The organism is Terrabacter tumescens (genome assembly GCF_014646815.1).
Classification (GTDB): Bacteria; Actinomycetota; Actinomycetes; order Actinomycetales; family Dermatophilaceae; genus Terrabacter; species Terrabacter tumescens.
On record NZ_BMNZ01000001.1, the window covers coordinates 465,975 to 492,116 of the forward strand.

Annotated in this window: 26 protein-coding genes; 16 read left to right on the plus strand and 10 right to left on the minus strand. The window is 72.6% G+C overall.

Annotated features, from left to right (window positions below; all coding sequences use genetic code 11):
• Positions 1-99: 99 nt before the first annotated feature.
• Both IEY30_RS02180 and trpD read left to right on the plus strand, forming a co-directional pair.
• Positions 100-570 carry a response regulator gene (locus IEY30_RS02180; RefSeq protein ID WP_030146302.1) on the plus strand — a complete coding sequence of 157 codons (471 nt, stop codon included), beginning with the start codon at positions 100-102 and terminating at the stop codon, positions 568-570.
• Positions 571-573: 3 nt separating this feature from the next.
• Positions 574-1,623: an anthranilate phosphoribosyltransferase gene (gene trpD / locus IEY30_RS02185; protein WP_030146301.1), complete on the plus strand. Its 1,050-nt coding sequence runs from the start codon at positions 574-576 to the stop codon at positions 1,621-1,623.
• Positions 1,624-1,698: 75 nt separating this feature from the next.
• Here the strand turns inward: trpD and IEY30_RS02190 are convergent, their stop codons facing one another.
• Together IEY30_RS02190 and IEY30_RS02195 are read right to left on the minus strand one after the other, a co-directional pair.
• Positions 1,699-1,983, minus strand: a complete 285-nt coding sequence (locus IEY30_RS02190) for an Lrp/AsnC family transcriptional regulator (RefSeq protein ID WP_030146300.1) — start codon at positions 1,981-1,983, stop codon at positions 1,699-1,701.
• 19 nt (positions 1,984-2,002) lie between these two features.
• Positions 2,003-3,802, minus strand: coding sequence for a DEDD exonuclease domain-containing protein (locus IEY30_RS02195; RefSeq protein WP_030146299.1), 1,800 nt, complete (start codon positions 3,800-3,802; stop codon positions 2,003-2,005).
• A 542-nt stretch (positions 3,803-4,344) separates the two neighbouring features.
• Here IEY30_RS02195 and IEY30_RS02200 point away from each other — a divergent pair.
• Positions 4,345-4,539 carry a hypothetical protein gene (locus tag IEY30_RS02200; protein WP_156035041.1) on the plus strand — a complete coding sequence of 65 codons (195 nt, stop codon included), beginning with the start codon at positions 4,345-4,347 and terminating at the stop codon, positions 4,537-4,539.
• Positions 4,540-4,837: 298 nt separating this feature from the next.
• Positions 4,838-6,055 (plus strand): hypothetical protein, encoded by a 1,218-nt coding sequence (locus IEY30_RS02205; RefSeq protein ID WP_030146297.1) that lies wholly within the window; start codon positions 4,838-4,840, stop codon positions 6,053-6,055.
• Between the two features lie 3 nt (positions 6,056-6,058).
• Here the strand turns inward: IEY30_RS02205 and IEY30_RS02210 are convergent, their stop codons facing one another.
• Positions 6,059-7,849 carry an AMP-dependent synthetase/ligase gene (locus IEY30_RS02210; RefSeq protein WP_030146296.1) on the minus strand — a complete coding sequence of 597 codons (1,791 nt, stop codon included), beginning with the start codon at positions 7,847-7,849 and terminating at the stop codon, positions 6,059-6,061.
• 239 nt (positions 7,850-8,088) lie between these two features.
• On the opposite strand from IEY30_RS02210, the gene IEY30_RS02215 reads away from it, so the two are divergent.
• The 4 genes from IEY30_RS02215 to IEY30_RS02230 are packed head-to-tail and all read left to right on the plus strand — an operon-like array spanning position 8,089 to position 10,772.
• A complete protein-coding gene (locus IEY30_RS02215) occupies positions 8,089-8,532 on the plus strand; it encodes an SRPBCC family protein (protein ID WP_030146295.1) in 444 nt (147 codons plus the stop codon).
• A gap of 6 nt (positions 8,533-8,538) precedes the next feature.
• Complete coding sequence (locus IEY30_RS02220) at positions 8,539-9,075, plus strand: hypothetical protein (RefSeq protein WP_030146294.1); 537 nt, start codon at positions 8,539-8,541, stop codon at positions 9,073-9,075.
• A complete protein-coding gene (locus tag IEY30_RS02225; RefSeq protein ID WP_030146293.1) occupies positions 9,072-10,040 on the plus strand; it encodes an ROK family glucokinase in 969 nt (322 codons plus the stop codon). Before IEY30_RS02220 ends, IEY30_RS02225 begins: the two co-directional genes overlap by 4 nt.
• 39 nt (positions 10,041-10,079) lie before the next feature.
• Positions 10,080-10,772, plus strand: coding sequence for an endonuclease/exonuclease/phosphatase family protein (locus IEY30_RS02230; RefSeq protein ID WP_043415816.1), 693 nt, complete (start codon positions 10,080-10,082; stop codon positions 10,770-10,772).
• Between the two features lie 10 nt (positions 10,773-10,782).
• Here the strand turns inward: IEY30_RS02230 and IEY30_RS02235 are convergent, their stop codons facing one another.
• Entirely contained in the window at positions 10,783-11,439 is a 657-nt protein-coding gene (locus IEY30_RS02235; protein WP_030146291.1) for a hypothetical protein, read from the minus strand.
• Positions 11,440-11,616: 177 nt separating this feature from the next.
• Here IEY30_RS02235 and IEY30_RS02240 point away from each other — a divergent pair, with 177 nt between their 5' ends.
• From IEY30_RS02240 to IEY30_RS02255, 4 genes are all read left to right on the plus strand, one after another.
• Entirely contained in the window at positions 11,617-12,483 is an 867-nt protein-coding gene (locus IEY30_RS02240) for a lysophospholipid acyltransferase family protein (protein WP_030146290.1), read from the plus strand.
• A 103-nt stretch (positions 12,484-12,586) separates the two neighbouring features.
• Positions 12,587-13,846: a MacS family sensor histidine kinase gene (gene macS / locus IEY30_RS02245; RefSeq protein ID WP_229674795.1), complete on the plus strand. Its 1,260-nt coding sequence runs from the start codon at positions 12,587-12,589 to the stop codon at positions 13,844-13,846.
• Positions 13,843-14,556 (plus strand): response regulator, encoded by a 714-nt coding sequence (locus IEY30_RS02250; protein ID WP_229674796.1) that lies wholly within the window; start codon positions 13,843-13,845, stop codon positions 14,554-14,556. Before macS ends, IEY30_RS02250 begins: the two co-directional genes overlap by 4 nt.
• A gap of 118 nt (positions 14,557-14,674) precedes the next feature.
• Entirely contained in the window at positions 14,675-16,111 is a 1,437-nt protein-coding gene (locus tag IEY30_RS02255) for a class II 3-deoxy-7-phosphoheptulonate synthase (RefSeq protein WP_229674797.1), read from the plus strand.
• A 150-nt stretch (positions 16,112-16,261) separates the two neighbouring features.
• Here IEY30_RS02255 and IEY30_RS02260 read toward each other — a convergent pair whose 3' ends face one another.
• The 3 genes from IEY30_RS02260 to IEY30_RS02270 all read right to left on the minus strand — a co-directional run bounded on the left by IEY30_RS02260 (position 16,262) and on the right by IEY30_RS02270 (position 20,207).
• A complete protein-coding gene (locus IEY30_RS02260; protein WP_030146286.1) occupies positions 16,262-17,161 on the minus strand; it encodes a DMT family transporter in 900 nt (299 codons plus the stop codon).
• A 10-nt stretch (positions 17,162-17,171) separates the two neighbouring features.
• Positions 17,172-19,169 carry a Stk1 family PASTA domain-containing Ser/Thr kinase gene (gene pknB, locus IEY30_RS02265; RefSeq protein ID WP_030146285.1) on the minus strand — a complete coding sequence of 666 codons (1,998 nt, stop codon included), beginning with the start codon at positions 19,167-19,169 and terminating at the stop codon, positions 17,172-17,174.
• 72 nt (positions 19,170-19,241) lie between these two features.
• The gene (locus IEY30_RS02270) at positions 19,242-20,207 is read right to left on the minus strand and encodes a lytic transglycosylase (RefSeq protein ID WP_052358130.1); all 966 of its coding nucleotides are present in this window, start codon (positions 20,205-20,207) and stop codon (positions 19,242-19,244) included.
• A gap of 308 nt (positions 20,208-20,515) precedes the next feature.
• Between IEY30_RS02270 and IEY30_RS02275 the strand changes: the two genes are divergently transcribed.
• On the plus strand, positions 20,516-20,914 hold the full coding sequence (locus tag IEY30_RS02275; protein WP_030146283.1) for an Rv2175c family DNA-binding protein: 399 nt from the start codon (positions 20,516-20,518) through the stop codon (positions 20,912-20,914).
• Between the two features lie 42 nt (positions 20,915-20,956).
• On the opposite strand, the gene IEY30_RS02280 is transcribed toward IEY30_RS02275, so the two are convergent.
• Positions 20,957-22,051 (minus strand): polyprenyl synthetase family protein, encoded by a 1,095-nt coding sequence (locus IEY30_RS02280; protein WP_373286650.1) that lies wholly within the window; start codon positions 22,049-22,051, stop codon positions 20,957-20,959.
• Positions 22,052-22,157: 106 nt separating this feature from the next.
• On the opposite strand from IEY30_RS02280, the gene metF reads away from it, so the two are divergent.
• The gene (gene metF, locus IEY30_RS02285; RefSeq protein ID WP_030146281.1) at positions 22,158-23,066 is read left to right on the plus strand and encodes a methylenetetrahydrofolate reductase [NAD(P)H]; all 909 of its coding nucleotides are present in this window, start codon (positions 22,158-22,160) and stop codon (positions 23,064-23,066) included.
• 91 nt (positions 23,067-23,157) lie between these two features.
• Here the strand turns inward: metF and IEY30_RS02290 are convergent, their stop codons facing one another.
• Positions 23,158-23,715 (minus strand): hypothetical protein, encoded by a 558-nt coding sequence (locus IEY30_RS02290; RefSeq protein WP_052358128.1) that lies wholly within the window; start codon positions 23,713-23,715, stop codon positions 23,158-23,160.
• Between the two features lie 138 nt (positions 23,716-23,853).
• A complete protein-coding gene (locus tag IEY30_RS02295) occupies positions 23,854-24,567 on the minus strand; it encodes a DUF4126 domain-containing protein (RefSeq protein WP_030146279.1) in 714 nt (237 codons plus the stop codon).
• A gap of 574 nt (positions 24,568-25,141) precedes the next feature.
• Between IEY30_RS02295 and IEY30_RS02300 the strand changes: the two genes are divergently transcribed.
• Both IEY30_RS02300 and IEY30_RS02305 read left to right on the plus strand, forming a co-directional pair.
• Positions 25,142-25,510, plus strand: coding sequence for a DUF6504 family protein (locus IEY30_RS02300; RefSeq protein WP_268240951.1), 369 nt, complete (start codon positions 25,142-25,144; stop codon positions 25,508-25,510).
• 39 nt (positions 25,511-25,549) lie between these two features.
• Positions 25,550-25,999 carry an SAV_6107 family HEPN domain-containing protein gene (locus tag IEY30_RS02305; RefSeq protein WP_030146277.1) on the plus strand — a complete coding sequence of 150 codons (450 nt, stop codon included), beginning with the start codon at positions 25,550-25,552 and terminating at the stop codon, positions 25,997-25,999.
• The last annotated feature ends 143 nt before the right edge of the window (positions 26,000-26,142 follow it).

Consider the following 26,142-nt stretch of genomic DNA (forward strand, 5'->3'; position numbering starts at 1 on the left):
GGGGCCCTGGCCGGTCCTCCAACGCCTCGTACTACGAGGCGTGGCGCCCGCACGAGGTCGGTGCTCCGGGTCGCCGGCCGCCCCGGTAGCATCGGGCGCATGACCGCCTCGAACGACAGCGCAGCGCAGGCCACGTCCACCGACATCGCGACGCCGGCGGCGTCGCAGCGACCCGTGGCCCGGGTCAGCGTGCTGCTCTACAGCGACGACATCACGACCCGCGACGCGGTGCGCGCGGCGGTCGGCCGTCGCCCCGCCAAGGACGTCGAGGTCGTCCGCTGGCACGAGTGCGCCACCGCTGACGCCGTCATCACCTCCGTGGAGTCCGAGCGGTTCGACATCCTCGTCCTCGACGGCGAGGCGGCCAAGGTCGGCGGCCTGGGCCTGGCCCGCCAGCTCAAGAACGAGATCTTCGAGTGCCCGCCGATCATCGTGCTCACGGGCCGGCCGCAGGACAGCTGGCTCGCGGCCTGGTCGCAGGCCGACCTGGCCGTCCCGCACCCGCTCGACCCGATCGCGCTGACGTCGGCCATCGCCACGCTCGCGCGCTCGGGCGTGCCCACGGCCTGACGCATGGCGCCGGACACGACGACCTGGCCCTCCGTCCTCAGCGACCTCATCGCCGGTCGAGATCTCGACCAGGCGACGGCCGAGTGGTGCATGGGCCAGATCATGACCGGTGAGGCCAGTCCCTCACAGGTTGCGGGCTTCCTCATCGGTCTGCGCGCGAAGGGCGAGAGCATCGAGGAGATGCGAGGCCTCGCCGAACAGATGCTCGCCCACGCCCGCCGCATCGAGGTCCCCGGCCCCAGCCTCGACATCGTCGGCACCGGCGGCGACCGGGCCCACACGGTCAACATCTCGACGATGTCATCGATGGTGGCCGCGGCAGCCGGCGTCCGACTCGTCAAGCACGGCAACCGGGCGGCCTCGTCCTCGTCCGGGTCGGCGGACGTCCTCGAGGCCTTGGGCATCGATCTGTCGCTGGCGCCCGAACGGGTCGTCGAGGTGGCGTCCGAGGCCGGCATCACCTTCTGCTTCGCGCAGACCTTCCACCCCTCGTTCCGGCACACGGCCGTGCCGCGCCGTGACCTCGGCATCGGGACGGCGTTCAACTTCCTCGGCCCGCTGACCAACCCGGCTCAGCCGACGTATGCCGCCGTGGGCTGTGCCGACGCGCGCATGGCGCCGCTGCTGGCGGGCGTCTTCGCCGACCGGCGCAAGGACGCCGCGGTCTTCCGTGGCGACGACGGTCTCGACGAGGTCACCGTGTCGACGACGACCCACGTCTGGTGGGTCCGTGACGGAGTCGTCACCGAGCGCTCGCTCGACCCCACGCGTCTGGGTCTGGAGCTGCACCCCATCGAGGAGCTGCGTGGCGGTGACGCGGCGCACAACGCCCGCGTCGTCGTCGACACCTTCGTGGGGGCCACCGGCGCCGTGCGCGACGCGGTCCTGCTCAACGCGGGCATCGCGCTCGCCCTGACACAGCCGGACTCGGGGTCGTCGGAGGCGGACTTCGACGCCGACCTGCGGGCCGGGATGCACCGGGCCGCGCACGCGATCGACAGCGGTGCCGCCACGGATCTCGTGCAGCGATGGGTCAGCGCCACCCGGAGCTAATGAGGGGGCACGTCCACCCGACGGCTCTCGGCTCCGGCCGTGCGGGAGCAGGCGGGAGCTCGGCCGACGGAGGCGTCAGTCGCCCTCGAGCCCGAGGCTGAACGCTGCCTCGAGGTCGTGCGAGGAGTAGGTGCGGAAGGCGATGTGCGTCGAGGTCCCGACGATGCCCTCGACCTTGTTGAGCTGGTCGGCGATGACGTCGGCGAACTCCTCGTGCGCCTTGACCCGAACCATGGCGATGAGGTCGGTGTCGCCCGTCACCGAGTAGACCTCGGACACGGCCGGGATGTCGGCGATGGCCTCGGCCACCTCGGGGATCCGGTCGACCTCGCAGCTGATCATGACGATGGCGGTGATCACGAGGACACCCTAGCCGGGCCTACCCGGCCCGGCGCAGGCCGGCCGCGCGACCGGTTGCGCCGCCGTGGCCGGATCGGCCGCCGGACCCGGGACCGGACCGTGGGCCGGGCACGTCGTTGTCGAAGCCGACGACGTCGTGGGCGGATGCGACGGCCGGTTCGAGCTCGCTGCGGACCGAGCCGGCTCCGCCGACGGGACAGGTCCACGACCCGTCGAGCTCGACGATGCGCACGCCCGGCGCCTCGAGCCACCGGAGCAGGACCTCGGTCTCCTCGGTCAGCGCGGAGGGTCGCTCGGGGGTCGGGGCGGGCACGACCTCGGCCGTGGCCTGCATGGAGCGGACGTAGGTCATGGGGTCGGCCCCTCGCGGACTCACGACGGTGCCGGCCAGCCGGCCGTGCCGGATCGAGACGAGCTCCCATCCCCCGAGGTCGCTGCGGCGGGCTGCGACGATCTCGGGAGAGCGGAGGAGCGGCGCGAGCCGCTGGGCACGCGCTGCGCCGCGCACGAGCTGCAGGAAGCGGTCACGCACGCGGGCGGCGTCCTCGAAGCGCTCCTGAGAGGCGAGCTCCTCGAGCCTGGCCCGGAGGAGCTCGGCGCTGGGCCGGGCGTTGCCGGTGAAGATGGCACGACACTCCGCGACGACCACGGCGTAGTCGCCCTCGGACTGCGCGCCGGTGCAGGGGGCGCCGCAGCGGCCCATGTCGGCGAGGGCGCAGGCCGTGCCGCGTCCGTTGAGGCGACCCGTGCACTGGCGCAGCGGCACGACCTCGTGGACCGCGTCGATGGCCGACTGGGCCGTGAGGCGGGACCGGAAGGGGCCGATGTAGTGGGCCCCGTCGTCCTTGACCTGGCGGACGATCGACAGACGGGGGAAACGCTCCTGCGTCAGCTTGACCCACATGACCTTGCGGCCGTTCTTCGAGCGGCGGTTGAAGCGGGGCTTGTGCTCGTCGATGAGGCGCAGCTCGCGGACCTGCGCCTCGAGCGAGGTCTGGCACACGACGGGGTGGACGGCCTGGGCCAGACGGACCATCTCGGCCATCCGGCTGCGCTGCTCCGAGGCGGTGAAGTAGCTGCGGACGCGGGTGCGGATGTCGCGGCTCGTGCCGACGTAGAGGACGCGGTCGCTGCCGTCCTTGAAGAGGTAGACCCCGGGGGCGCTCGGGAGCGGGTCGGCGAGGAAGCGCTTGCGGCGCTGCGACGGCGTGACCCTGGAGCTGTAGCTGGCGAGCTCCTCGAGGGTGTGGACGCCGAGGTTGCCGACGCGCTCGATGAGACCGTGGAGCACGTCGACCGTGGCACGCGCGTCGTGGAGGGCACGGTGGTCAGGCGTCGTCGGTGAGCCGAAGACCTGGGCCAGCGAGGAGAGGCGGTGGTTGGGCGACTCGTCGCGGACGACGAGCTGGCGCGCGAGCTGGAGGGTGTCGAGCACCGGGAAGCCGGGCCAGCGGGCTCCCGTCCGCGCGGCGGCGGCCTTGAGGAAGCCGATGTCGAAGCCGGCGTTGTGCGCCACGAGGACGCTGCCGGCTGCGAACTCGAGGAAGGCGGGGAGCGCACTGTCGATGCGCGGGGCGTCGCGGACCATCGTGTCGGTGATGCCGGTCAGGACCGAGATGAACGCGGGGATGGGCTCGGCAGGGTTGACCAGCGTCTGGAACTCGCCGAGCACCTCTCCGCCGCGCACCTTGACGGCGCCGATCTCGGTGATGCCGCACTGGGCCGGGGTACCGCCAGTGGTCTCGAGGTCCACGACGACGAACGTGACACCGGCGAGGGGGGTGCCGAGGTCGTCGAACGTGGACTGGATGGCCTGCATGTCCTTGACCGTATGCCGGGGCGCCGACATCGCCACGGAGGCGCGGCGGGCGCACCTGCAGGCGACTGCCCCGGCATGGCGACCGCATCGCCTTGTCCCGCAAGGGCATCGGGGTGGCGGTCGGGCTGTCGGCGCGCCAGCAGGGGCCGTCGTCGGACGCCACGGACGGCGCTCCGGACGGCGCTGCAGGTGGCCGCCGGCCAGGGCAGCGGTGAGTGCCGCCAGGGCCGGGAGCGCAGGCCCCGGGTCCGACGTGTCGTGGGGGAGTGTCGGTGGGCGCACCTAGCGTCGGTCACGACAGATCGCAACGAGAGACGAAGGGTTGGACCGAGATGATGCTCGTCGACTGCCACACCTGCCCGGTGCGGGACGTCCACTGCGCAGACTGCATGGTGACCGCCCTGACGACGATACCGCTCCGCTCGCACGCCGGCGGACCCCCCGCGCAAGGCCACCGCACCGGACACGACCGAGGGCGCCGCATCGCCGTGGGCCACGGCGATGCGTCCGAACGCCCCGACCACCACGACGGCGATGAGGTCGTGACGGCGCCCCTCGACCGCGCCGAGCGACGTGCCGTCTCGGCCTTCCTCGCGGCCGGACTCGTCTCGACGGCGACGGCCAACGCCGTCCGCGCCGAGCTGGACCCCGTCGACCTCCGTCCGGTCGACCTCGTCCCGGTGGATGGAGGTCCGCGCGAGCTGGGCTCGCTCCGCCGGACCCGCAGGGCCGTCTGAGCGCATTGCCGTCTGACCGTGGGTCCGGACACGAGCCCGACAGCGGTCTCGTCCCGAGCGCCCGAGCCCCGGCCGCCGCGGCGCGTGACACGATGACGCCGTGTCCAGCCCGAGCGGTCGTCCTACCGGTGCAGGGGGCGCCACCGGACGTGCTCCGGCTCCGGGCGCCGGTGCTGCTCGGCGTCGGGTGAGGACCGGGATCGCCCTGGCGACGACGGCAACCATCCTCGTCGGGGGTTGCACCACGAGTGCGCCCTCTGCGCCGTCCGACGTCACGAGCCGGCCGGGGACGCCGGGGATGGCAGCGACGACACGACTGACGTCGGCCGACGTCGACCCCCGGGCCTGGGCCGGTGCTCGCAGTCGCGCCGCGACAGTGCTGCTCCGGGCCCGTGCCGCATCGGCCGACCGGGGCGACGAGGCCGGATGGTTGGCCGCACTGGGTGAGGGCGCCTCGACGTCGCTGCGCACCGACCAGTCCGCCGTCCTCTCGCGCATGGTGGCGATGCGGGTGGCAGACCTGCGTCTCGTGACGGTGCGCGAGGTGACCGAGCCCGTGCCCGCACCGAGCGGCACCCGGGTCGAGTGGGACGTCAGGGCGAGCTTCACCTACCGGCTTCGCGGCTTCGACACCACGCCGCGCAGCTTCGACCTCGACCTCACCTTCAAGGCTGACCCGGCTCGGGTGCAGGCTCTGGGCATCACCGCCTCGTCCCCGTCGGGCCGGCCCCAGCCCTGGGACCTCGCCGGGCTCGTCGTCCGCCGGTCGGCGGACTCGCTCGTGCTCGCCGTCGGCGACGACGCCCGGGTCCAGGAGGTGGTGCGTCGCGCGCGCACGGCCGCCTCGCGCGTGGCCGCCGTCTGGGGAGGGTCGAGGCCCGCCGTGTGGGTGTCGCCGGCCAGTGACGCCGACGCCGCCAGGCTGCTCGGCCGCACGCCCGACCAGCTGCGCGGGGTGGCGGCCGCCACCGACGGTCCGCTGACCCCGGGCGAGCGGGCGGGTGCCGACCGCATCGTCCTCGTGCCCGGTGCCTGGTCGTCGCTGCGACCCGACGGCCGCGACGTCGTCATGACCCATGAGCTGACCCACGTCACGGTCCGCGCGTCGACGACGCGAGGCGTGCCGATCTGGCTCTCGGAGGGGTTCGCCGAGCTCGTGGCCTACCAGCCCATCGACCTGCCGGAGGCGACCGCCGTCGCGCCGGCGCTCGACCGGGTCCGGTCGTCGGGTCTGCCGGCAACGCTTCCTGCGGACGCCGAGTTCGAACCGGGGTCAGGCTCGCTCGCCGCCGCCTACGGACTCTCGCTGCTGGCCCTGCGCACCGTGGCGGATCGCTACGGCACGCAGGCCGTCGTCCGCCTCTACCGCGCAGCGGCCGGCGGGATCACCGAGCCCACCGACCGCCTCGACGACCGTGAGGCAGCCGTCGACGACGCGTTGGTCGCGACCGTGGGCCTGAACCGGTCGGCGCTCGTGCGCCAGTGGCAGGCCCGCATCCGCGACCTGCTCCGGTGAGCCTCAGGCGTAGAGCTTCTCCACCTCGTCGCCGAAGTCCTTCATGACGACGTTGCGCTTGAGCTTGAGCGACGGCGTGAGATAGCCGTTGGCCTCGGTGAAGTCGCCGGGCAGGACTGAGAACTTGCGGATCGACTCGGCCTTGGAGACGGCGTCGTTGGCCCGGTCCACGGCCTCCTGGAGTGCCTCGAGCACCTTGGGGTGGGTGCGGGCCTGCTCGAGCGAGACGCCCTCGACGCCGTGGCTCTTGGCCCAGAGCGGCCACATCTCCTCGTCGAGCGTCAGGAGCACTCCGACGAACGGCTTCTGGTCGCCGACGACGATGCACTGCGAGACGAGGGGATGGGAGCGCAGGCGGTCCTCGAGCACGGCGGGCGCGACGTTCTTGCCGCCGGCCGTCACGAGGATCTCCTTCTTGCGACCGGTGATCCGCAGGTAGCCGTCGTCGTCCATCTCGCCGATGTCGCCGGTGTGAAACCACCCGTCGACGATCGCGTCGGCGGTCGCCGTGGGGTTGTCGTGGTAGCGGGTGAAGACGCCGACGCCCTTGAGCAGGATCTCGCCGTCGTCCGCGATCCGGACGCCGGTGCCCGGCAGCGGCGGGCCGACGGTCCCGATCTTGATCTTGTCGGGGGTGTTGACCGCGACGGGCGCGGTGGTCTCGGTGAGGCCGTAGCCCTCGAGGATGACGACGCCGATGCCGCGGTAGAAGTGGCCGAGACGGGTGCCGAGCGGGGCGCCGCCCGACACGGCATAGCGCACGTGGCCACCCATGGCCGCACGGAGCTTGCCGTAGACGAGCCGGTCGAAGACGGCGTGCTGGACGCGCAGCCCGAGCCCGGGCCCACCGGTGTCGAGAGCCTCGCTGTAGGCGATCGCCACGGTCGCCGCGCGCAGGAAGATCTTGCCCTTGCCCTCCGCGGACGCCTTGGCCTCGGCGGAGTTGAAGATCTTCTCGAAGACGCGGGGGACCGCGAGCACGAAGGTCGGCTGGAAGCCCGCGAAGTCGTCGAGCAGGGTCTTGATGTCGGCCGAGTGGCCCATGCGGGCCTTGCCCGCGACGCACAGCACCTCGATGAACCGCGCGAACACGTGCGCGAGCGGGAGGAAGAGCAGCGTCGAGGCGTTGTCGGTCAGCACGACCTGGCCGAGCTTCTCGATGGCGTTCTCGACGAGGTCGAGGAAGTTGCCGTGGGTCAGCTCGCAGCCCTTGGGCCGTCCGGTCGTGCCGGAGGTGTAGATGATCGTCGCGACGGAGCTGCGGTCGAGGCCCGAGCGGCGTGCGGCGAGATCGGCGTCCGCGACCTCGCGCCCCTGCTCGCGCAGCGCGTCGAGCCCCCCGCCCTCGATGGTGACGACGTCACGGAGCGAGGGCAGGTCGCCCCGGACCTGCTCGACCGTGGCGCGGTGGGCGTCGGTCTCGACGACCGCGAGGTGGGTGTCGGAGTCGGACAGGATCCACTGCACCTGCTCGGCCGAAGAGGTCTCGTAGATCGGCACGACGACGGCGCCCGCGCTCCACGCGGCGAAGTCGACGAGCGTCCACTCGTAGCGCGTGCGCGACATGAGGGCCACCCGGTCCCCGGGCCCGATGCCTGCGGCGACGAGTCCTCGGGCCACGGCCGTGACGTCGTCGGCGAACTGGGCCCACGTCACGTGGGTCCAGCCGCCCGAGGGCGTCTTGCGCGAGAACGCGGTCTCGGTCGGGTTCTCCCGGGCGTTGCGCACGGGGAGGTCCGCGAGGCTGCCCTCCGTCGTGACGGGGGCAAGGGGTGCGACGACGTTGTCCTTCACTGTCACTCCTGATCGCGGGGGGCCGAACTCTGCTGCACCTTACCGAGCGGTAACCGCGACGACCACGTCGCCATGATCACAGGGCTGGCTGCGGTCCCGGGCGCGTCGCCCCTCGGCGCAGGGCTGCCGTCGCCCCATCTTGGCACGGGGCCGACGGCTCGTGGCCGCGGTCATCGCCGTGGTGGTGGTGGCGGCCGGGTCGAGCGGCGTTGGCCCGTGGTCGCGATAGCCTTCGGCGCATGGCCGATCGCACCGAGTCCTCCATCGTCATCGACGCTCCTCCCGGCGAGGTGCTCGACGTCATCGCGGACTTCGAGGCCTACCCCGAGTGGGCCGGCGAGGTGAAGGACGTCTCCGTGCTCGCCGAGGAGGGTGACGGCTGGGCCGACCAGGTGCAGTTCACGCTCGACGCCGGTGCCATCAAGGACACCTACGTGCTCGACTACGAGTGGGACGTCGTGGAGGACGGCACGGGAGTCGTCTCGTGGTCGCTCGTCTCGGCGCAGGTCCTCAAGGCGATGAACGGCTCCTACACCCTGACGTCCGAGGGCGCCGGCACGAAGGTGACCTACCGCCTCGCGGTCGACGTCAAGATCCCCATGATCGGACTGCTCAAGCGCAAGGCGGAGAAGGTCATCGTCGACACCGCGCTCAAGGAGCTGAAGAAGCGCGTCGAGGCCTGACCGACCGTGACGCCGTACGACGCACCCGACCCTCGGCCGGGCTCTGTCGCCGAGGAGGCGGCGCTGCTCGTCGACCTGCTCTCCCAGCGCGGCTGGGGAGGAGGCTCATCGCGTATGCCGTCGGCCGGGCACCACGGGCACGCGACCTCCTCGGGCGGCGACGCCGACGAGCACGCCGGGTCGACCGACACCGACGGCCCGACCACCCCGAACGGTTCGGCCGACACGGACGCCCCGCACGACTCGACCGGCGCGAACGGATCAGACGGTGCGAGGTCCGAGTGCACCTGCGGCGGGACGACGCCCGCGGCGTGCCGCGTCTGCCCGGTCTGCCAGCTCATCGCCTTCGTGCAGCAGGTCAACCCCGACACCATCGACCGGGTCGCCGACTTCGTCGGCTTCGCGGCCACCGCGCTGCGCGACCTCGCGACCTCCCAGCGCGAGCGACGCCCGGAGCCCGGCGCCCCGAACGAGACCCGCACCGACACCCGCCCTGAGACCAGCACCGACAGCGACAGGACCCGACCGGGAGACAGCGCATGAGCAGGCGACTCGCCATCGGCATCGACATCGGAGGCACGAAGGTCGCCGGCGGCGTCGTCGACGAGACGGGGGCCATCACCCACCGCACCCGTCGTGACACCCCGCACCGCTCCACCTCACCCAGCGTCGTCGAGAACACCATCGTCGAGTCGGTCGAGGAGCTGCTGCGCCAGGTCGACCCCGACGACGTCGTCGCCGTGGGCATCGGGGCGGCCGGCTTCGTCGCCGAGGACCGCGCCACCGTCGTCTTCGCGCCCCACCTGTCGTGGCGCAACGAGCCGCTGCGCGCGGCCCTGTCGCAGCGCATCCACCTGCCGATCACGGTCGACAACGACGCCAACGCCGCCGCCTGGGCCGAGGCGTGCTTCGGTGCGGCTCGCGGCGAGTCGCACGTCGTCGTCATCACGCTGGGCACGGGCATCGGTGGTGCGCTCATCATCGACGGGCACGTCGAGCGCGGCCGGCACGGCATCGCCGGCGAGTTCGGCCACATGCAGATCATGCCCGGCGGCATCCGCTGCGAGTGCGGCAACCGCGGCTGCTGGGAGCAGTACGCCAGCGGCAACGCCCTCGTGCGCGAGGCCCGGGCGATGATCGAGGCCGGATCGCCCGTCGTGGCCGACCTGCTGGCCCGCCTCGGCGGCGACGCTGCCGCCCTGACGGGGCCGTTCATCACCGAGGCCGCCCGTGAGGGCGACCCGACGGCGCGCGAGCTGCTCGCCGACATCGGCGAGTGGCTGGGCATCGGCCTCGCCAACCTCGCCTCCGCTTTCGACCCGGGGCTCTTCGTCATCGGCGGAGGAGTCAGCGCCGCGGACGAGATGCTCATCGGCCCGGCGCGCGAAGCCTTCCGCCGCCAGCTGCCCGGGCGTGGCTACCGTCCCGAGGCCCGCATCGTGCGTGCGGTCCTCGGCAGCGACGCCGGGCTCATCGGAGCCGCCGAGCTGGCCCGCGCCGGCCGCTGAGCGGTGCGCGCGGCGCGGCCGCAGCACGTGCTGCGGGTCATGAGCTACAACGTCCACGACCTGCTCGACGACAGCGCCGCCGCCGCTCGGGTCGTCCGCGCCGTCGACCCCGACGTGCTGTGCCTGCAGGAGGTGCCGCGCCGGCTCACGACCGAGCTCCGTCTGCCGCGGTTCGCCCGCGAGTGCCGTCTCCTCTGGAGGGGCGGACGGCTCGGCACCGGCGGGACGGCGGTCCTCACCGCGCCACGCGTGGTCGTCCACGACGGGTGGCGCGGCCGCCTGCCCGTCCGCTTCCCCGACCGGACGCGGGGGTATGCCGCGGCTTCCGTCTCGCTCGGAGGTGACGGTTCCGGCACTCCCGAGCTGACCGTCGTCAGCGTCCACCTCGGGCTGAAGGCGCCCGAGCGGCTGCGCCACGCCGCGCTCGTCCTCGAGGGACTCGGCGACCGGGCCGTCGTGGCAGGGGACCTCAACGAGGGACCCGGCGGCACGGCATACGACCTCATCGCGGCGCGTCTCCCGCTGGCGTCCGCGGGCACGCCGACGTTCCCGGCCCGACGGCCGGCCGTCGCGCTCGACGCGATCTTCGCCGGACGGGACCTACGCGTCGTCCCGCCGGACGACGGCCGTGACGGTCCTGACGGTCGTGGTGACGGTGTCGACGAGCACGACCTCGTGGCGGGTTCGGACCACCGTCCCGTCTGGGTCGACCTCGACCTGACGCCGCGATGAGGAGGTCGTCCTAGACGCGGGTGCCGTCGTCGAACGGGTCGCGCTCGTTGCCGCCGCGCAGGACGAGCAGCACGAAACCGACGACGACCATGGTCAGGGCCGTCACCACCCACCAGCCGCTGCCGTCGCGGTCGAAGAAGAGCACGTAGAGCAGCAGGAGGGGTCCACCGACGAGGCCACCGACGATGGCCCAGAACATCGGGTCCGTCTCGGCCGACGGGAGGTCGATCTCGGACGGCGGCACGAAGTGGTCCTCGTTGTCCACCACGCCGTCGGCGTCGTCGCGGGGCGGCGTGCCACCGCGCCACACGTGCGCGGTGGTGGGCGCGATCGGCAGCTCCAGCAGGCCGGATGGACCGGACGGGCCGGGGCCCGTCGCACCGGCGGCCGGCCGCTGCGGAGGCGCAGCCGGGTCGGTGCCGTGGGGAGCCTGGGACCGCTCGGGCTGAGGACGTTCGGACTGGGACTGCTCCGACGAGGACGGCTCCGTCGAGGGGCGGTCCGTCGCGGCCACGGGCGAGCTCGCCTCGGACGCGTCCGCCTGGCCGGTGTCGTCGACGGTGTCGGTCGGGTCGGGGGCAGCGGCGCGGGGCAACGGGTCGGGTGCCTCGGCGTCCCACCCGGCGATGATGCGCGCGAACTCCGCGTCGAGGTCCGGGTCGCTCACGGTCGGGGACTCCGGGTCCGTCGCGCAGGCAGGCCTGAGGCGGCTGCAGCGTCGGCAGGGACCGTCACGGTGGGACTCCTCGGGGGAGGCGACTGAACCCACTGATCCTCGCATGCCCCGCTGTGCGGGCGCGAGTGTCGTAGAGTTCGAGCCGTCACGGACGGAAGGCGGACACGGTTGTTCTACTGGTTCCTCAAGACGATCGTCATCGGGCCGATCGTCAGGCTCGTCTTCCGCCCCTGGGTGGAGGGCGAGGAGCACATTCCCGAGGAGGGTGCCGCGATCTTCGCGAGCAACCACCTGTCCTTCTCCGACTCGATCTTCCTGCCGCTCGTCGTGCCGCGACGGATGACGTTCCTCGCCAAGAGCGACTACTTCACCGGCCGCGGCATCAAGGGCCGGCTCACCGCTGCGTTCTTCAAGGCCATCGGCCAGGTGCCCGTCGACCGTTCCGGCGGCAAGGCCAGCAACGCCGCGCTCAACTCCGGCCTCAAGGTGCTGCGACGCGGCGACCTGCTCGGCATCTACCCCGAGGGCACGCGCTCGCCCGACGGCCGCCTCTACCGCGGCCGCACCGGTGTGGCGCGGATGGCGCTCGAGGGCAAGGTCACGGTCATCCCCGTCGCCATGATCGGCACCGACAAGGCGCAGCCCACCGGCAAGGTCATCCCGCGGATCATGCGCGTCGGCGTCCGGGTCGGCAAGCCGCTCGACTTCTCCCGCTACGAGGGCATGGAGGACGACCGCTTCGTCCTGCGCTCGATCACCGACGAGATCATGTACGAGCTGATGCTGCTATCGGGCCAGGAGTACGTCGACATGTACGCCACCTCGATGAAGGACCGGCTCGTCTCCGCCGCCCGGGCCAAGGCGCGCGAGCTGCAGGAGGCCGCGAAGCCCGGCAGCGCCGCTCCCGAGCTCGAGGAGGCGCTGGATGCCGCCGAGGGCAGGGACCGTGCGTCGACGGGTGACCCGGTCACCGGGGAGGCAGCCGACCCCGACGACTCCGACGACGGCGACGCTCCTGTCGTGGCGGCGTCCTGACGCGATGGCCGCCATGCGCTCCGGCGCCGGTCAGGACCACACGGGCGAGCCGGGAGGTCCTGGCTCGGCCGTGACCCCGGCGTCCGTGCCTTCCCCTCCGGCCTTGCCGTACGCCGACGGCTCCTCCGTGGCCGCGTCGACGAAGGCGGTGCTGGACGACGAGCACGTCGTCGTCCGAGGGCTGTGGCGCGCCGTCGACGTCTTCCGCTGGCTGGCCCTCGCGTATGCCGTGTGGGCGGCCTGGGAGCGCCACGAGCAGATCGCGCACCTGGCCCTGGGCGTCGCCGTCCTCGGCGTCCTCGCCGGCTGGACCCTGGCGGTGACCCTGCGTCCGGTGCGCACGGTGCGGGCGTACGCGATCGAGCTCGCCATCGGCTGCTCGGCCATCCTCGCGACGCGCCTCGTCGACGACCCCGAGGTCATCACGGCGGGGGCCAAGACGATCCCGTCGATCTGGCCGACGGCCGCCGTCGTCGGGTTCGCGGTGCTGCGTGGCTGGCGCGGCGGACTCGCCGCCGCGTCGGTCGTGGCGGCCTGCTCGTTCGTCGAGGTCGTCGAGCCGACGCCCAACACGATCACCAACTCGATCTTCGGGCTGCTGCTCGGCGGGTGCATCGGCTACTGCGTCGACCTCGCCCGCTCGAGCCACGCGGCGCTCGCCGAGGCGATGCGACTCGATGCCGCGCGCGCCGAGCGGGACCGGCTGGCTCGCACCGTCCACGACGGAGTGCTGCAGACGCTCGCCTTCATCAACCGTCGGGCCAGCGACCTCGGGGGCGAGGCGGCTCGGCTCGGCGCGATGGCGGGGGAGCAGGAGCGCATCCTGCGCACCCTCGTCAGCCAGGCCGACCTCGCCGAGGTGGGCCGCGCCGTGAGCGGCGACGCGGACCTGCGCGGGCTGCTGCGCCACGTCGAGGACGACGACGTGCAGCTCGTCTCGCCGGCCGACGCCGTGCTGCTGCCGCGACGCGTGGCCGACGAGGTCGTCGCTGCCGTCGAGGCGGCCCTCGACAACGTCCGACAGCACGCCGGCGACGACGCGCGCGCCTGGGTGCTGCTCGACGACGCCGGCGACGAGGTGGCAGTCACGATCCGCGACTCCGGGCGGGGAGTGCCGACCGGCCGGCTGGCGGAGGCCGTCGCGCAGGGTCGCCTCGGTGTCTCCTCGAGCATCCTGGGCCGGCTGGCAGACCTGGGCGGCACGGCCACCGTCACCTCGGGCCCCGCCGGCGGGACGACCGTGGAGATGCGGATCCCGAATCGCCGGACGGCAGGGTCGGCCAGCCGCCACCATGGTCGCCAACCGGACCGCCGCGCCGAGCGTCGGGCGGTCGACGGTACCGACGGACGAGGAGCATCGTGACGGAGCAGGAGGACGCCATGCCGCAGCAGGGGAGCAGCACGCCGCCCGAGCACATCAGGGTCGTCGTCGCCGACGACCACCCGATGTGGCGCGACGCGGTGGCCCGCGACCTCGCCGACGCCGGTTTCGAGGTCCTCGCCACGGCCGACGACGGCCGCTCGGCGGTGGCCCGCACCCGCGCCACGGTGCCGGACGTCCTCGTGCTCGACCTCAACCTCCCGGGCCTCACCGGCGCCGAGGTCTGCGCGGCCCTCGCCGCCGCGCAGGTGCCGACCCGGATCCTCATCCTCTCCGCGAGCGGCGACCACCAGGACGTCCTCGACGCCGTCAAGGCAGGGGCCCTCGGCTACCTCGTGAAGTCCGCCGGCCGCGAGGAGTTCCTCGCCGCCGTGCGAGCCACGGCCGCAGGCGAGCCGGTCTTCACCGCCGGGCTCGCGGGACTCGTGCTCGGGGAGTTCCGTCGCGTCAAGGCCGCCGGCGGGGGCAGCCCCGAGCGACCCATCCCGGAGCTCACCGACCGCGAGACCGAGATCCTCAAGTACGTCGCGACGGGCATGGGCTACAAGGAGATCGCGGCGACGCTCTTCCTGTCGCACCGCACGGTCCAGAACCACGTGCAGAACATCTTCGGCAAGCTCCAGATGCACAACCGCGTCGAGCTCGTCCGCTTCGCCATGGAGCGGGGCCTCGACCTCGCCGACCCGACCTGACCTGACCCGACCCGGTCCGACGAGCCCTCAGCCGACCGACCGAAGACCGGGCGGAGGCAGGGTCCGGCGCGACACGGCATACGCCCTCGGTGGGCACACGCCCCCGGGAGGTTTCGGGATGCGGACCCGTGCGGGAGCGGCCCTCGGCGGCGTCTACGCTGACGGGGTGAACACGAGGACCGTCACCGCCGATGCCGGACTCGACCCCGAGAACGGGGCCGAGGCCCTGGCCGCCCTCACGGCTGCCGCCGCCGAGCTCGAGGCCCAGCAGCAGCCTGCCTGGCCCGACACGGCCGCGCTGGCCGAGGTGATCGAGACCCTCGCCTCGTATCCTCCGCTCGTCTTCGCCGGTGAGTGCGACATCCTCACCGACCGGATGGCCAAGGCCGCCGTCGGCGAGGCCTTCGTCCTGCAGGGCGGCGACTGCGCCGAGACGTTCGCGTCCGCGACCGCCGACAACATCCGCGACCGCATCAAGACGATCCTGCAGATGGCGGCGGTGCTGACCTACGGCGCCTCCGTGCCCATCATCAAGATCGGGCGCATGGCGGGGCAGTACGCCAAGCCGCGCAGCTCCACCGTCGAGACCCGCGAGGGCGTCACGCTGCCCGCCTTCCGCGGTGACATGGTCAACGACTTCGCCTTCCACGAGACCGCCCGGATCCCCGACCCGCAGCGGCTCGTCCGCGCCTACCACGCGAGCTCGGCCACGCTGAACCTCGTGCGCGCTTTCACCACAGGCGGATTCGCCGACCTGCGGCACGTGCACGACTGGAACCGCGGCTTCGTCGCCAACTCGGCCAACCAGCGCTACGAGAAGATCGCCAAGGACATCGACAAGGCCATGAAGTTCATGGCCGCGTGCGGCGCCGACTTCGACGCCATGCGCACCGTCGAGTTCTACGCCGCGCACGAGGCCCTGCTGCTCGACTACGAGCGTCCGCTGACACGCATCGACTCGCGGTCCGGTCGCCTCTACGACACGTCGGGCCACTTCGTGTGGGTCGGCGAGCGCACCCGCCAGCTCGACGGCGCGCACGTCGACTTCGTCTCGCGCATCAGCAACCCCATCGGGGTCAAGCTGGGCCCGAAGGCCGACATCGACGAGGTCCTGCGCCTCATCGACAAGGTCGACCCCAACCGCACCCCGGGCCGCCTGACGTTCATCACGCGCATGGGCGCCGGTACGATCCGCGACGCCCTGCCGGCGCTCGTCGACAAGGTGACGGCGTCCGGTGCCACCGTGACGTGGATCTGCGACCCCATGCACGGCAACACGTTCGAGAGCCCGTCCGGCTACAAGACGCGCGACTTCGAGGACATCGTCGAGGAGGTCCGCGGCTTCTTCGAGGTGCACCAGTCGCTCGGCACGATCCCCGGCGGCATCCACGTGGAGCTCACCGGCAACGACGTCACCGAGTGCCTCGGCGGTGCGGAGAAGATCATCGACTCCGACCTCGAGAAGCGCTACGAGTCGGTGTGCGACCCGCGCCTGAACCACCAGCAGTCGCTCGAGCTCGCGTTCCTCGTCGCGGAGATGCTCGGCCAGGCCTGACCGGCCCGCACCTCCCCGCCACACCCCCGACAGCCCGCCTCGACAATCCCGCCGGGGCGGAGTTGTCGAGGCGTTCCGGGCCACTCTGGCCGCGGTTCGTCCGCCGGGGCGGAGCTGTCGTGGCGTTTCGGCGGTCGGGGCCGGCTCGCGTCAGACCTCGTGGTGGAGAGCCTCGGCCGGCAGCTCGCCGGGGCGCCGGCGCGCCAGGAGCTCCACGGCATACATGGCCGTGAGCACGAGCGCCCCGCCCACGACCATCCGCAGGGTCGCTGCCTCGTCGCCGAGCGTCACGGCGAAGAACGCGGCGAAGACCGGCTCGAGCGTCATGACGATCGCCGCCCGGGTCCCCGACATGTGCGCCTGGGCCCATGTCTGGGCCCACAGCGCGAGGATGCTCGCGAACACCACCATGTAGAGCACCGTGCCCCACTGCCCGGGAGTGCTCGGCAGCACGATGCCGCCGGGGAGCGCGCCGACCACGCAGATCACGGCGATGACGACCATCTGGACGACGGACAGGCCGGTCGCGATCTCGGAGGCGCTGTGCCGGCCCAGCCCGACGATGTGCAACGCGTAGAAGGCCGCCGCCATCAGGGTGATCGCCTCGCCGACGCCGACCGACAGGCCGTTGAGCGACAGCAGGGCGAGACCGCCTGTCGCGAGTCCCACTGCGGCCCAAGTGGATCCGGGCACCCGCTCGCGCAGCAGCACCGCGGTGAAGACCGGCGTCAGCACGACGTAGGTGCCGGTGATGAAGGCCGAGACGGAGGCCGGGGTCGTCGCGAGTCCCTGTGTCTGGAAGATCTGGGCCAGCCCGTAGAGGGCTCCGAGACCCGTGCCGACGAGGACCTGGCGACGGCTGAGCGCACGGACGGGTCGCCAGAAGAGGACGAGCATGATGACGGCCGAGATGGTGAAGCGGACCGCGAGGAAGTCGATGGGAGGAATAGCCCGCACGAGGTCGCGGATGAGGTAGAAGGTGGAGCCCCACACGGCCGTCAGGGCGACGAGCAGGATCGTGGCAAGGCGCGTCTGCGCGGCGTGCTGCACGGCGGGCGCCTCAGACGATCGTCAGGTGGATCGTCGTGCCCTTCGGCACCGGCGTGCCCGCGGCCGGGTCCTGGGCGCGGACCTTCTTCTCGAAGAGGTCGCCAAAGGGGTACTGCTTGTCGACCTTGAGGCCGAGGTCGGTCAGCGCCTTGTCGGCGGCCGCGTCCGGCTGGTCGACGACGTTGGGCACCTGCACCCTCACGGGGCCCTTGGACACGACGAGCTTGACCGCGTCGCCCTGGTGGAGCGTGCCCTTGTCGGGTGACTGCGAGACGACCTGCCCGGCGGGCACGGTGTCGCTGTTGACGTCCTCGCCGCGCTGCACCGTGAGCCCGGCCTTCGTCAGGGTGGCCGAGGCGGCGTCGAGGGTGGCGCCCGTGACGGTGGGGACCTCGATCGGGCGGCGCCCCTTGGAGACGACGACCGAGACGGCGGTGTTGCGCTTGACCGACTCGCCCGCGGCCGGGTCCTGGGAGATCACGACCCCCTCGGGGACCGTCTCGCTCCAGGCCTGCGACCTCTCGCCCAGGCGCAGGTTCAGCGGCGACAGGGCGGCGCCGGTCTCGCCGACCTTGGACCCCGTAAGGGTCGGGACCGCATACCGCTCCTTGCCCTTGCTGACGACGAGGCGCACGGTGGAGTCCTTGCCGAGCTCGCTGCCCGCGCCGGGCTCGACGCGCAGCACCACGCCCTGCGCCCTGGTCTCGGAGAACTCCTCGACGAGCTCCGTGGAGAGGGCGGCCTGCTGCAGCTCGCCCTCGGCCTGCGACACCGGCTGCCCCACGACGGCGGGCACGAGGGTCGAGCCGCCCGGGCCGGCCGTGAACCACCAGCCGCCGAACGAGACCCCGCCCACGAGAAGGAGACCGGCGAGCCAGAGCGGCCACCGTCGGCGCGCACTGCGGCGACGACGTCGCTCGATCGGCATGGCCGCGGTGTGCTCGAGGGCCGGTCCGTCCTCGTGGACGGGCCGACCTGCGAGGGCCGCGGCGCCCATGTCGTTGGGACGGGTCCGGTGGCGCTCGGGGGCCCCGGCTGCTTCGGAGCGGCGAGGCCGGTCGGCGGGGGAGAGCTGCGTCGTCGAGGAGACGGGGGCCAGCACCGCGGTGCCGGCGGGGTCGGTGCCGACGGCGGCGGCGCGCCGGTCGAGCTCGCCGGCCGTCAGGCCGCGCCGGACCTCGCGCAGCGCGGTCACGAACGTCGTGGCGGACTCGAAGCGGTCGTCGGGCTCCACGGCGGTCGCGCGGGCGACGAGGTCGTCGAGCACCTCGGGGACGCCGGGCACGAGCGTCGACGGCGCGACGATCGAGCCGTGCACGTGGTTGTACGCGATCTGGATCGGGGTGCCCCCGGTGACGGCCTTGCGCCCGGTGAGCATCTCGAAGAGCAGCAGGCCCGCGGCATACACGTCGCTGCGGGTGTCGGCGACGCCCCGCTCGACCTGCTCGGGCGAGAGGTAGGAGACGGTGCCGAGCAGGACGCCGGTCTGGCTCGTCGCGGCCTGGTTGGTGATCGCTCGGGCCAGCCCGAAGTCGGCGACCTTGACCTCGCCGTCGCGCCGGACGATGACGTTCTCGGGCTTGACGTCGCGATGGATCATCCCGGCGGCGTGGGCCGCACACAGGGCGAGCAGGATCGGCTCGAGGATCGCGAGCGACTCGCGAGCGGTGAGCGGGGCCTCCTCGTGGATGACGTCCCGCAGGGTCTTGCCCTCGACGAGCTCCATCGCGAGGAAGACCTCGCCGTCGTCCTCGCCCTGGTCGTAGACGGCCACGACGTTGGGGTGGCTGAGGCGCGCCGCCGAGCGCGCCTCGGCCCGGAACCGCTCGACGAAGACGTCGTCGGTGGCGAGCCCGGGGCGCATGATCTTGAGGGCCACCTCCCGGTCGAGGCGTCCGTCCAGCGCAACGTAGACGGAGGCCATGCCTCCGTCTGCGAGGTGGGAGAGGATGCGGTACCGGCCGTCGATCACCCGACCGACGAGGGCGTCCGCCACGCTGGACGTCACGACGCGAAGTTTACGGGCTGATGCCGTGCATCCTGTGCAGGCCAGCCGCGGCGGCCCTGCACAGGATGCCCCTCAGAGGCGGTTGTAGACGGCCAGCACGCTCGCGACGTAGCGCTTGGTGTCCTCGTACATGCCCTTGGTGCGGACCGAGTAGAGGCCCTGGTAGTAGCCGGCGATGGCCTGCTCGCGCGAGTCGGCGCTCGCCTGGAGGGCGCGGATGATGAGGACGCCTCCGGTGATGTTGTCCTGCGTGTCGAAGCGGTCGAGCGAGCGGCCGGCGAGCTGGGAGGCCCACGTCTGCGAGACCGGCATCAGCTGCATGACGCCCACGGCGTTGGTGTAGGACACGGCTCGCTGGTACCAGCCGGACTCGAGCCACCCGATGGCGAGCGCCAGCTTGGGGTCCACGCCGTGCCGGGTCGCCGTCGCGCTGATCATCGCCTGTGTCTGCGCGCGGGTGGGCACGGTCATGGCGGCGAGCTTCGCCTTGCTCTCGGCGACGGCCTGGGCGGTCTTGCTCGGGTACTGGTAGCCGGGCGGGGGAGTCGGCGCGGGCGACGGGGTGCTCGGCGAGGCCGCGGACCCGGTGCCCGGGACGGTGATCTTCTGGCCGACGAAGATGATGGTCGTGCTGCTCATCTTGTTGGCGGCCAGCAGCTTCGTCAGGGAGACGCCGTAGCGCTGCGCGATGCCGCTCATCGTGTCGCCGGAGCGCACGACATAGGTCCTGTCGCCGGCCGAGGGCTTCGGGGCCGAGGTCGTCGGCCTCGTCGGCGTGACCGGGCCGGGCTTGGGCGCCTTCGTCGGGCCGGAGGTACGGCCGGGGACGAGCAGCTTCTGCCCGGGCATGATCAGGGCGCCGCCACGGGTGAGCCGGTTCTTCTCGACGATGGCGTGGACGGTCGTGCGGTGCGCGATCGCGAGGTGCCACAGGGTGTCACCGGGACGGACCGTCACGGTCTTCCACGGTGTCGTGGCCACGGGGGCGACAGCGGCATGGGCAGGCAGCGCGAGCGCGGCGACGTCGGCGAAGGGCATGGGGTGTGGAGTCCTTTCCTGGGGCCCGAGCTGAGTTCGTGGAGGGGCGTTCGGAAGGGGCGGTCGGGTTCGGCGATGGTCCGGGTCCTGCAGAGACCTGCGGAAGGTGGTGCGGTGGTGCGGGTCGTTCGAGGTGCTGTGTCGTGCTGGTGGGGCTTTTGTGAACGGTGTGGCGCCTGTGACGATAGCGCACAATTGAGCACTAAAGTTTAAATACACCAGTGTAATTCGTGCTCCTGACCCACCTCGGTCGGCCTCACCCCTCCGGGTGCGCGAGGAGCACGCCGACGGTGGCAGACTCTTGCCCCGTGAGCGAGACCCCTGCACCTCAGTCCGACGAGTCCACCAGCCGCGACCTCGAGTCCCTCGTCGGGGAGTGGCTGACCGTGCCCGACGCCGCCGAGCGGATCGGCGCGCCCCTGTCGCGCGTGCGCCAGTTCATCGCCGACCGCGAGGTCCTGGCCGCCCGCATCGGCGAGCGCCGGGTCACCGCGATCCCCGCGAAGTTCTTCGACGAGGCCGGCCCCCGGCCCGAGCTGCGTGGCACCTTCACCGTCCTCGCCGACGGGGGCATGGACGACGAGGAGATCATCGAGTGGCTCCACACCCCTGACGCGACGCTTCCCGCCGAGGGCGCGCCCATCGACGCGATGCTCGCCGGCTTCAAGACCGAGGTCCGCCGCCGCGCGCAGGAGCTCGCCCTCTGAGGTGACGCCGGCACTCCGGGCGTATGCCGTGTGGCGCGGTCCTCAGGACCGGCGGGCCGTCGAGACCGCCACGAGCGCCTCGAGCACGTCGAGCGCCGACGCGTCGTAGGAGCCGGTCGCGCGCGCCCGGTCGACGGCCCGGACGGACTCGTCGGCCAGCACCGTGATGAGGCTCTCGACGCGCTCGACGGCGCCGGTGTCGACGAGCACCTGACGGATCGACTCGACGCCGCCGAGCTCGAGGTCGTCACGGCCCAGGAGGCTCTCGACGACCTCGCGCTGCGCGTCGGACGCGGCGTCGAGCGCGTGGGCGACGAGGACGGTGCGCTTGCCCTCGCGCAGGTCGTCGCCCGCGGGCTTGCCGGTGGCCTCGGGGTCGCCGAAGACGCCCAACAGGTCGTCGCGCAGCTGGAACGCCTCGCCGAGGGCCAGGCCGTAGTCGGACAGCGGTGCGAGCGACCCGTCCGGGGCGCCCCCGACGAGGGCGCCGATGAGCAGCGGGTGCTCGATGGTGTACTTCGCGCTCTTGAAGCGGATCACCTTGCGGGCCGAGGCGATCCGGGCCTCGAGGCCGAGGCCGTGCCAGCCGCGGGCTGACTCGAGCAGGTCGAGGAACTGACCGCCCATCAGCTGCGTGCGCATGGAGTCGAAGAGCTGGCGACCGCGGGCGAGCTCCTCGCCGGGCAGCCCGCACGTGGCATACAGCTCGTCGCACCAGGTCAGGCACAGGTCACCGGCGAGGATCGCGGTGCCCTCTCCGAACCGATCGGCGTCGCCCGCCCAGCCACGCTGCTGGTGCAGCGAGGCGACGGCGCGGTGCGCGGACGGCATACCGCGTCGGATGTCGCTGCGGTCCATGACGTCGTCGTGGAGCAGCGCGGCGCCCTGGAAGAACTCCATGCTCGCCGCGAGGCGCACGAGCGCGTCGGAGTCGGCGCCGCCCGCGGCGCGGTAGCCCCAGTAGAGGAAGCCGGCGCGCAGGCCCTTGCCGCCGGTCAGCAGGCCGGACACGGCCGACACGAGCGGGGCGGTCTCCTCGCCGATCGCGGCCAGCGACTGCGTGGCCCCGGCGATCTGCCCGTCGATCGCCTGCTGCACCCGACGGCGCAGCACGTCGAGGTCGGTGGGGGTCTGCACGGGGTCCTCCATCGAGTCGCGGGAATCGTGGTCAGCCTACGCGGCGCGCCGGCCGCCCCGTGAACAGCCCACGCACCGTGGACGCGCTCGGCCTAGGGTGTGCGGCATGGCACACGGCACGGCATCCTCGATGGCGCGGGCGGAACGGTTCACGCGGTCCATCCCGGCGATGATCGAGGCCGACACCCCGACCTTCAGCTTCGAGTTCTTCCCGCCCAAGGACGACGCGTCCGAGGCGCAGCTCTGGGACGCCATCCGCCGTCTCGAGAAGGTGTCCCCGAGCTTCGTGTCGATCACCTACGGCGCCGGGGGAGGCACGCGCGACCGCACGGTGCGCCTGACCCAGCGGGTGCTCGAGGAGACGTCGCTGACGCCGATGGCGCACCTGACGTGCGTCAGCCACTCGGTCGCCGAGCTGCGCGGCATCGTCGGGTCGTATGCCGCCGCCGGGGTCCGCAACATCCTCGCCCTGCGCGGTGACCCCCAGGGCGGCCTCGGCCGGCCGTGGGTCGCCCACCCCGAGGGCCTCGACCACGCCGACGAGCTCGTCTCCCTCGTGCGCAGCCTCGGCGACTTCACCGTGGGCGTCGCGGCCTTCCCCGACGGCCACCCCGAGTCGGGCGACATCAACGAGGACGCCGAGACCCTCGTGCGCAAGGAGCGCGCGGGCGCGGAGTTCGCCATCACCCAGATGGTCTTCGACGTCGACAACTACCTCCGGCTGCGCGACGAGCTGGCGCGACGCGGCTCCCGGCTCCCGGTCGTCCCGGCGATCATGCCGATCACCAACGCCCGTCAGGTGGTGCGCATGGCCCAGCTCGCCGGCCAGCCGATGCCGACGTCGGTCACCGAGCGCCTCGAGCGCCACGGCGACGACGCCGCCGGCGTGCGCGCCGAGGGCATGGCCATCGCGACGGAGTCCTCGCGCCGCCTGCTCGACGAGGGCGCACCCGGCATCCACTTCATCACGATGAACCGCTCGTCGGCGACGCTCGAGGTCTTCGGCAACCTCTGACCCGAGATCGGGGCGACGGCCGAGGAGGACCGGCCCCCAGGGAAGGGCCGGCCGGCCGGCCGTTCGGTCGGGTGGTGCGTGCCTGAGCTGCTCAAATGCTCGAGGGCGTGGTCGTCGCCGTGCCGTCCGGGGAGGCGGGCACCTCACCCTGCTGGGACTGCTGGCCCGGCTGGCCCTGCGGGCCCCGGGGGCTGTCGCCGTCGTGGTCGCCACCCCGGCCGCCGGGCCCGCCCGACCCGCCGGGGCCGCCCTCCTGGACCGCCGTGACGGCGAAGGACGCGTCCACCTGAACGGTGACGTGGGTGCCGTCGGCCCGCACCATGTGGGCCTCGTAGACGCCGTCCGAGTCGGTCTCGACGCGCTCGATCGTCGCCGTCGGCTCCTTGGCCTTGGCGGCCGCCGTCACCTTGGCTGCGGTGTCGCCCGTGAGCAGCTTCTCGTCCGAGCGCATGGGCTTGCTCGGGTCGGTGTTGCCGTTGCCGGTCATGCCCGGGCCTCCGGCACGCTCTCCGACCTGTCCGTAGGCGCCGCTCGTCGCGGTGCCGGTGCTGCCCGTCTCGTCCGCGCTGGCGAGGGCTGCCCCGCCGAGCGCGAGCGCCGACGCGGCCACGATGCCGGCCCCGGCCAGCGCGATGGTCTTGTGCTTCATGCGTTCCACTCCTTCGATGGGCTGGCCTCGTGCCAGCTGTGTCCACCGTCGGTGGCGGCCCTGTGGCGACCCCCTCGCCGGGGTGGGGAGGTCCTGTGAGACCCGGGCCGACCTGTGAGCCCGGTCAGGCCGGGGGCGTCAGGTCTCCTGGTCGAAGGGTTGCTCGAGCCGTTCGTCGGCCCGGGGTGGCGACGGAGGCGTGAGCGGCGGTGGAGGCGGCCCGGTCGGCGCGTCCTGCCCTCGGCGTCCGGACGGCACGGCGATGCCCACGCGTTCGCCCCACGCGTCGTAGCGGCGCTTGTAGCGGCGGATGCGGCCTGCCACCTTGTAGACGAGGAACGCCCCGAGCAGGAGCAGGACCAGCGCGATGGCTGCAGCCCACCACGGGTGGGCGATGGCCAGGGCCGTGACACCCGTGACCGTGACGTCCTCGGTGGTGCTGACGAGGACGTTGCTCGCCGGCTCGGGGGAGGTGTTGACGGCCGCGCGCAGGCCGGCCTTGATGCCGTGCGAGATGAGCGCGGTGACGCCACCGGTCGCGGCGCCGATCGCCGCGTCGAGGCTGGCCGTGTCGTGGCCGATGAGGTAGCCGATGGTGGCCCCGACCGCCGGCCTGACGACCGTGTGCACCGAGTCCCAGACGGAGTCGACGTAGGGGATCTTGTCGGCGAGCATCTCGACCGCGAAGAGGATGCCGGCGCCGATGAGCACGTCGGTGCGCGCCAGGGCGTTGGGGATCTGGCTGAGGTTGAAGATCTTGTCGGCGAGCCCGAGGACGAGCACGACCGCATACGCGTTGATTCCGCTGCCCCACCCGGTGGTGAAGGCCATGGGGATGAGCTCGGCGCCCACGACACTCCTTCGGTCGTGCGCCGGCGGGTGCGCCGGTGCGTCTGCTGCCGGGCCGGACGGCCGAGCACAGGTCCAACGTCCCTGACGCTCCCGCATTCCCGGAGGTCGCGCAACGGGGCGCGCTGCGGGTGCGGCGGACAATGGGCGGACAGTGGGCGGACAGTGGGCGGACAGCGGAACGGGCCCGATCCGTGAGCGGACGGGACCCCTGCACCCCTCCGTTCGCGGACCGAACCCGCGGCTCCACCCTGCCGGTGTGAGCGACGGGCGGACCTGAGCACACGTACTCAGATCCGCCCGTTTCGTGCCATGTGCGTGGGCCGTGCGCGTGGGCCCTGCGCCGTATGCCGGGTCGCGCGGAGCGGCTCCCAGGGTCGTCTCGCCGGGGTTCCGGGAGGTGGCACGCCGTTCTTGACACGGTGTCGGCGGCGGGGGTTAGGGTTGTCGTATCGAACAGGTGTTCGAATGAAGATGTCAGTTCAGTCGTCGGTTGGTTGTCGGACCGCTCGTGTGGGGCGCGGGTGGTTCGGGTCGTGATGTCCGGCCTCGACGGGTCCGAGGGAGACGTGTCGTGGTGCGCAGGTTCAATGACTCCGTGCAGGTGAGAGTGCGGGTGCAGGAGCAGTCCGGGGTTTCCCGGCAGCCTCCAGGAGGCGAGGCTTCCGGGGTGCCGCCCGAGGCCTTCATCTGGCGCGGTCGCCTCTACGTCGTGCGCGGCGTCCTCGCGCACTGGCGCGAGCGACGGGCGTGGTGGCGCGACGCGCTCGACACCGACGAGGCGCAGGTGCGTCCCGGCGAGACGCTCGTCGCCGCCGCGAGCGAGCAGCACGTCTGGCGGGTCGAGGCGAGCCCGGGCTGGTCGTTCGCCCCCGGGGTCTACGACCTCGCCCACGACGAGCTCCCGCGCGGCGACCACTGGTCGCTCGTCCGGGTCGCCGACTGAGACCACCCGTCAACACGTCCGGAAGAAGAGGAGACCACCGTGACCACCGCCCACCTGCGCCGCCCACCCATCTCGGTCGCCGTGCTCGACCTGCTCGAGCGGGCCCGCACGACGCTCGAGTCCGCCTGCCGTACCACCGAGGCGTCCGAGCGCTACCGCGACGCCCACCTCGGTGCCCTGCGCGCCGCGGCCGCCATCGTCGCGGCCCGCACCACCCCGACCCCCCGAGCGCGACCCCGCAGCGTCTGGCAGGTGCTGCCCGGCGTCGCGCCCGAGCTGGGGGAGTGGGCCGCCTTCTTCGCCGCCTGCTCGGCCCACCAGTCGGTCATCGACCGCGGCGGCCACCTCAGCGCGCGCGAGTCCGACGACCTGCTGCGCCAGGCCGAGATGTTCCTCGAGATCGTCCAGGACCTGCTCGGGATCCCCCTGACGGTCCCGCTGCCGCAGTCGATCACGCCAGTCTCGAGGGGCCGGGCGACCGGAGGGTGACGACGAGCATGACAACGCCCAGCATGACGACCCCCACCACAACGACGACCAGCACGACGGCCAGCACGACGGCCAGCACGGCCGGCTCCTTCGCGAGTCGCCTCACCAGCGCGCCGAGCCGTGCGGCCGGCGCTGCCGGCGGC

Excerpts from the sequence above, each read along its gene's own strand:
- IEY30_RS02290 (WP_052358128.1), bottom strand. The coding sequence starts at position 23,715 with ATGAAGCACAAGACCATCGCGCTGGCCGGGGCCGGCATCGTGGCCGCG.
- IEY30_RS02215 (WP_030146295.1), top strand. The coding sequence starts at position 8,089 with ATGGCCGATCGCACCGAGTCCTCCATCGTCATCGACGCTCCTCCCGGC.
- metF (WP_030146281.1), top strand. The coding sequence starts at position 22,158 with ATGGCACACGGCACGGCATCCTCGATGGCGCGGGCGGAACGGTTCACG.
- IEY30_RS02270 (WP_052358130.1), bottom strand. The coding sequence starts at position 20,207 with ATGCCCTTCGCCGACGTCGCCGCGCTCGCGCTGCCTGCCCATGCCGCT.
- IEY30_RS02180 (WP_030146302.1), top strand. The coding sequence starts at position 100 with ATGACCGCCTCGAACGACAGCGCAGCGCAGGCCACGTCCACCGACATC.
- IEY30_RS02255 (WP_229674797.1), top strand. The coding sequence starts at position 14,675 with ATGCGGACCCGTGCGGGAGCGGCCCTCGGCGGCGTCTACGCTGACGGG.
- trpD (WP_030146301.1), top strand. The coding sequence starts at position 574 with ATGGCGCCGGACACGACGACCTGGCCCTCCGTCCTCAGCGACCTCATC.
- IEY30_RS02230 (WP_043415816.1), top strand. The coding sequence starts at position 10,080 with ATGAGCTACAACGTCCACGACCTGCTCGACGACAGCGCCGCCGCCGCT.
- IEY30_RS02205 (WP_030146297.1), top strand. The coding sequence starts at position 4,838 with ATGGCAGCGACGACACGACTGACGTCGGCCGACGTCGACCCCCGGGCC.
- IEY30_RS02195 (WP_030146299.1), bottom strand. The coding sequence starts at position 3,802 with ATGCAGGCCATCCAGTCCACGTTCGACGACCTCGGCACCCCCCTCGCC.
- IEY30_RS02225 (WP_030146293.1), top strand. The coding sequence starts at position 9,072 with ATGAGCAGGCGACTCGCCATCGGCATCGACATCGGAGGCACGAAGGTC.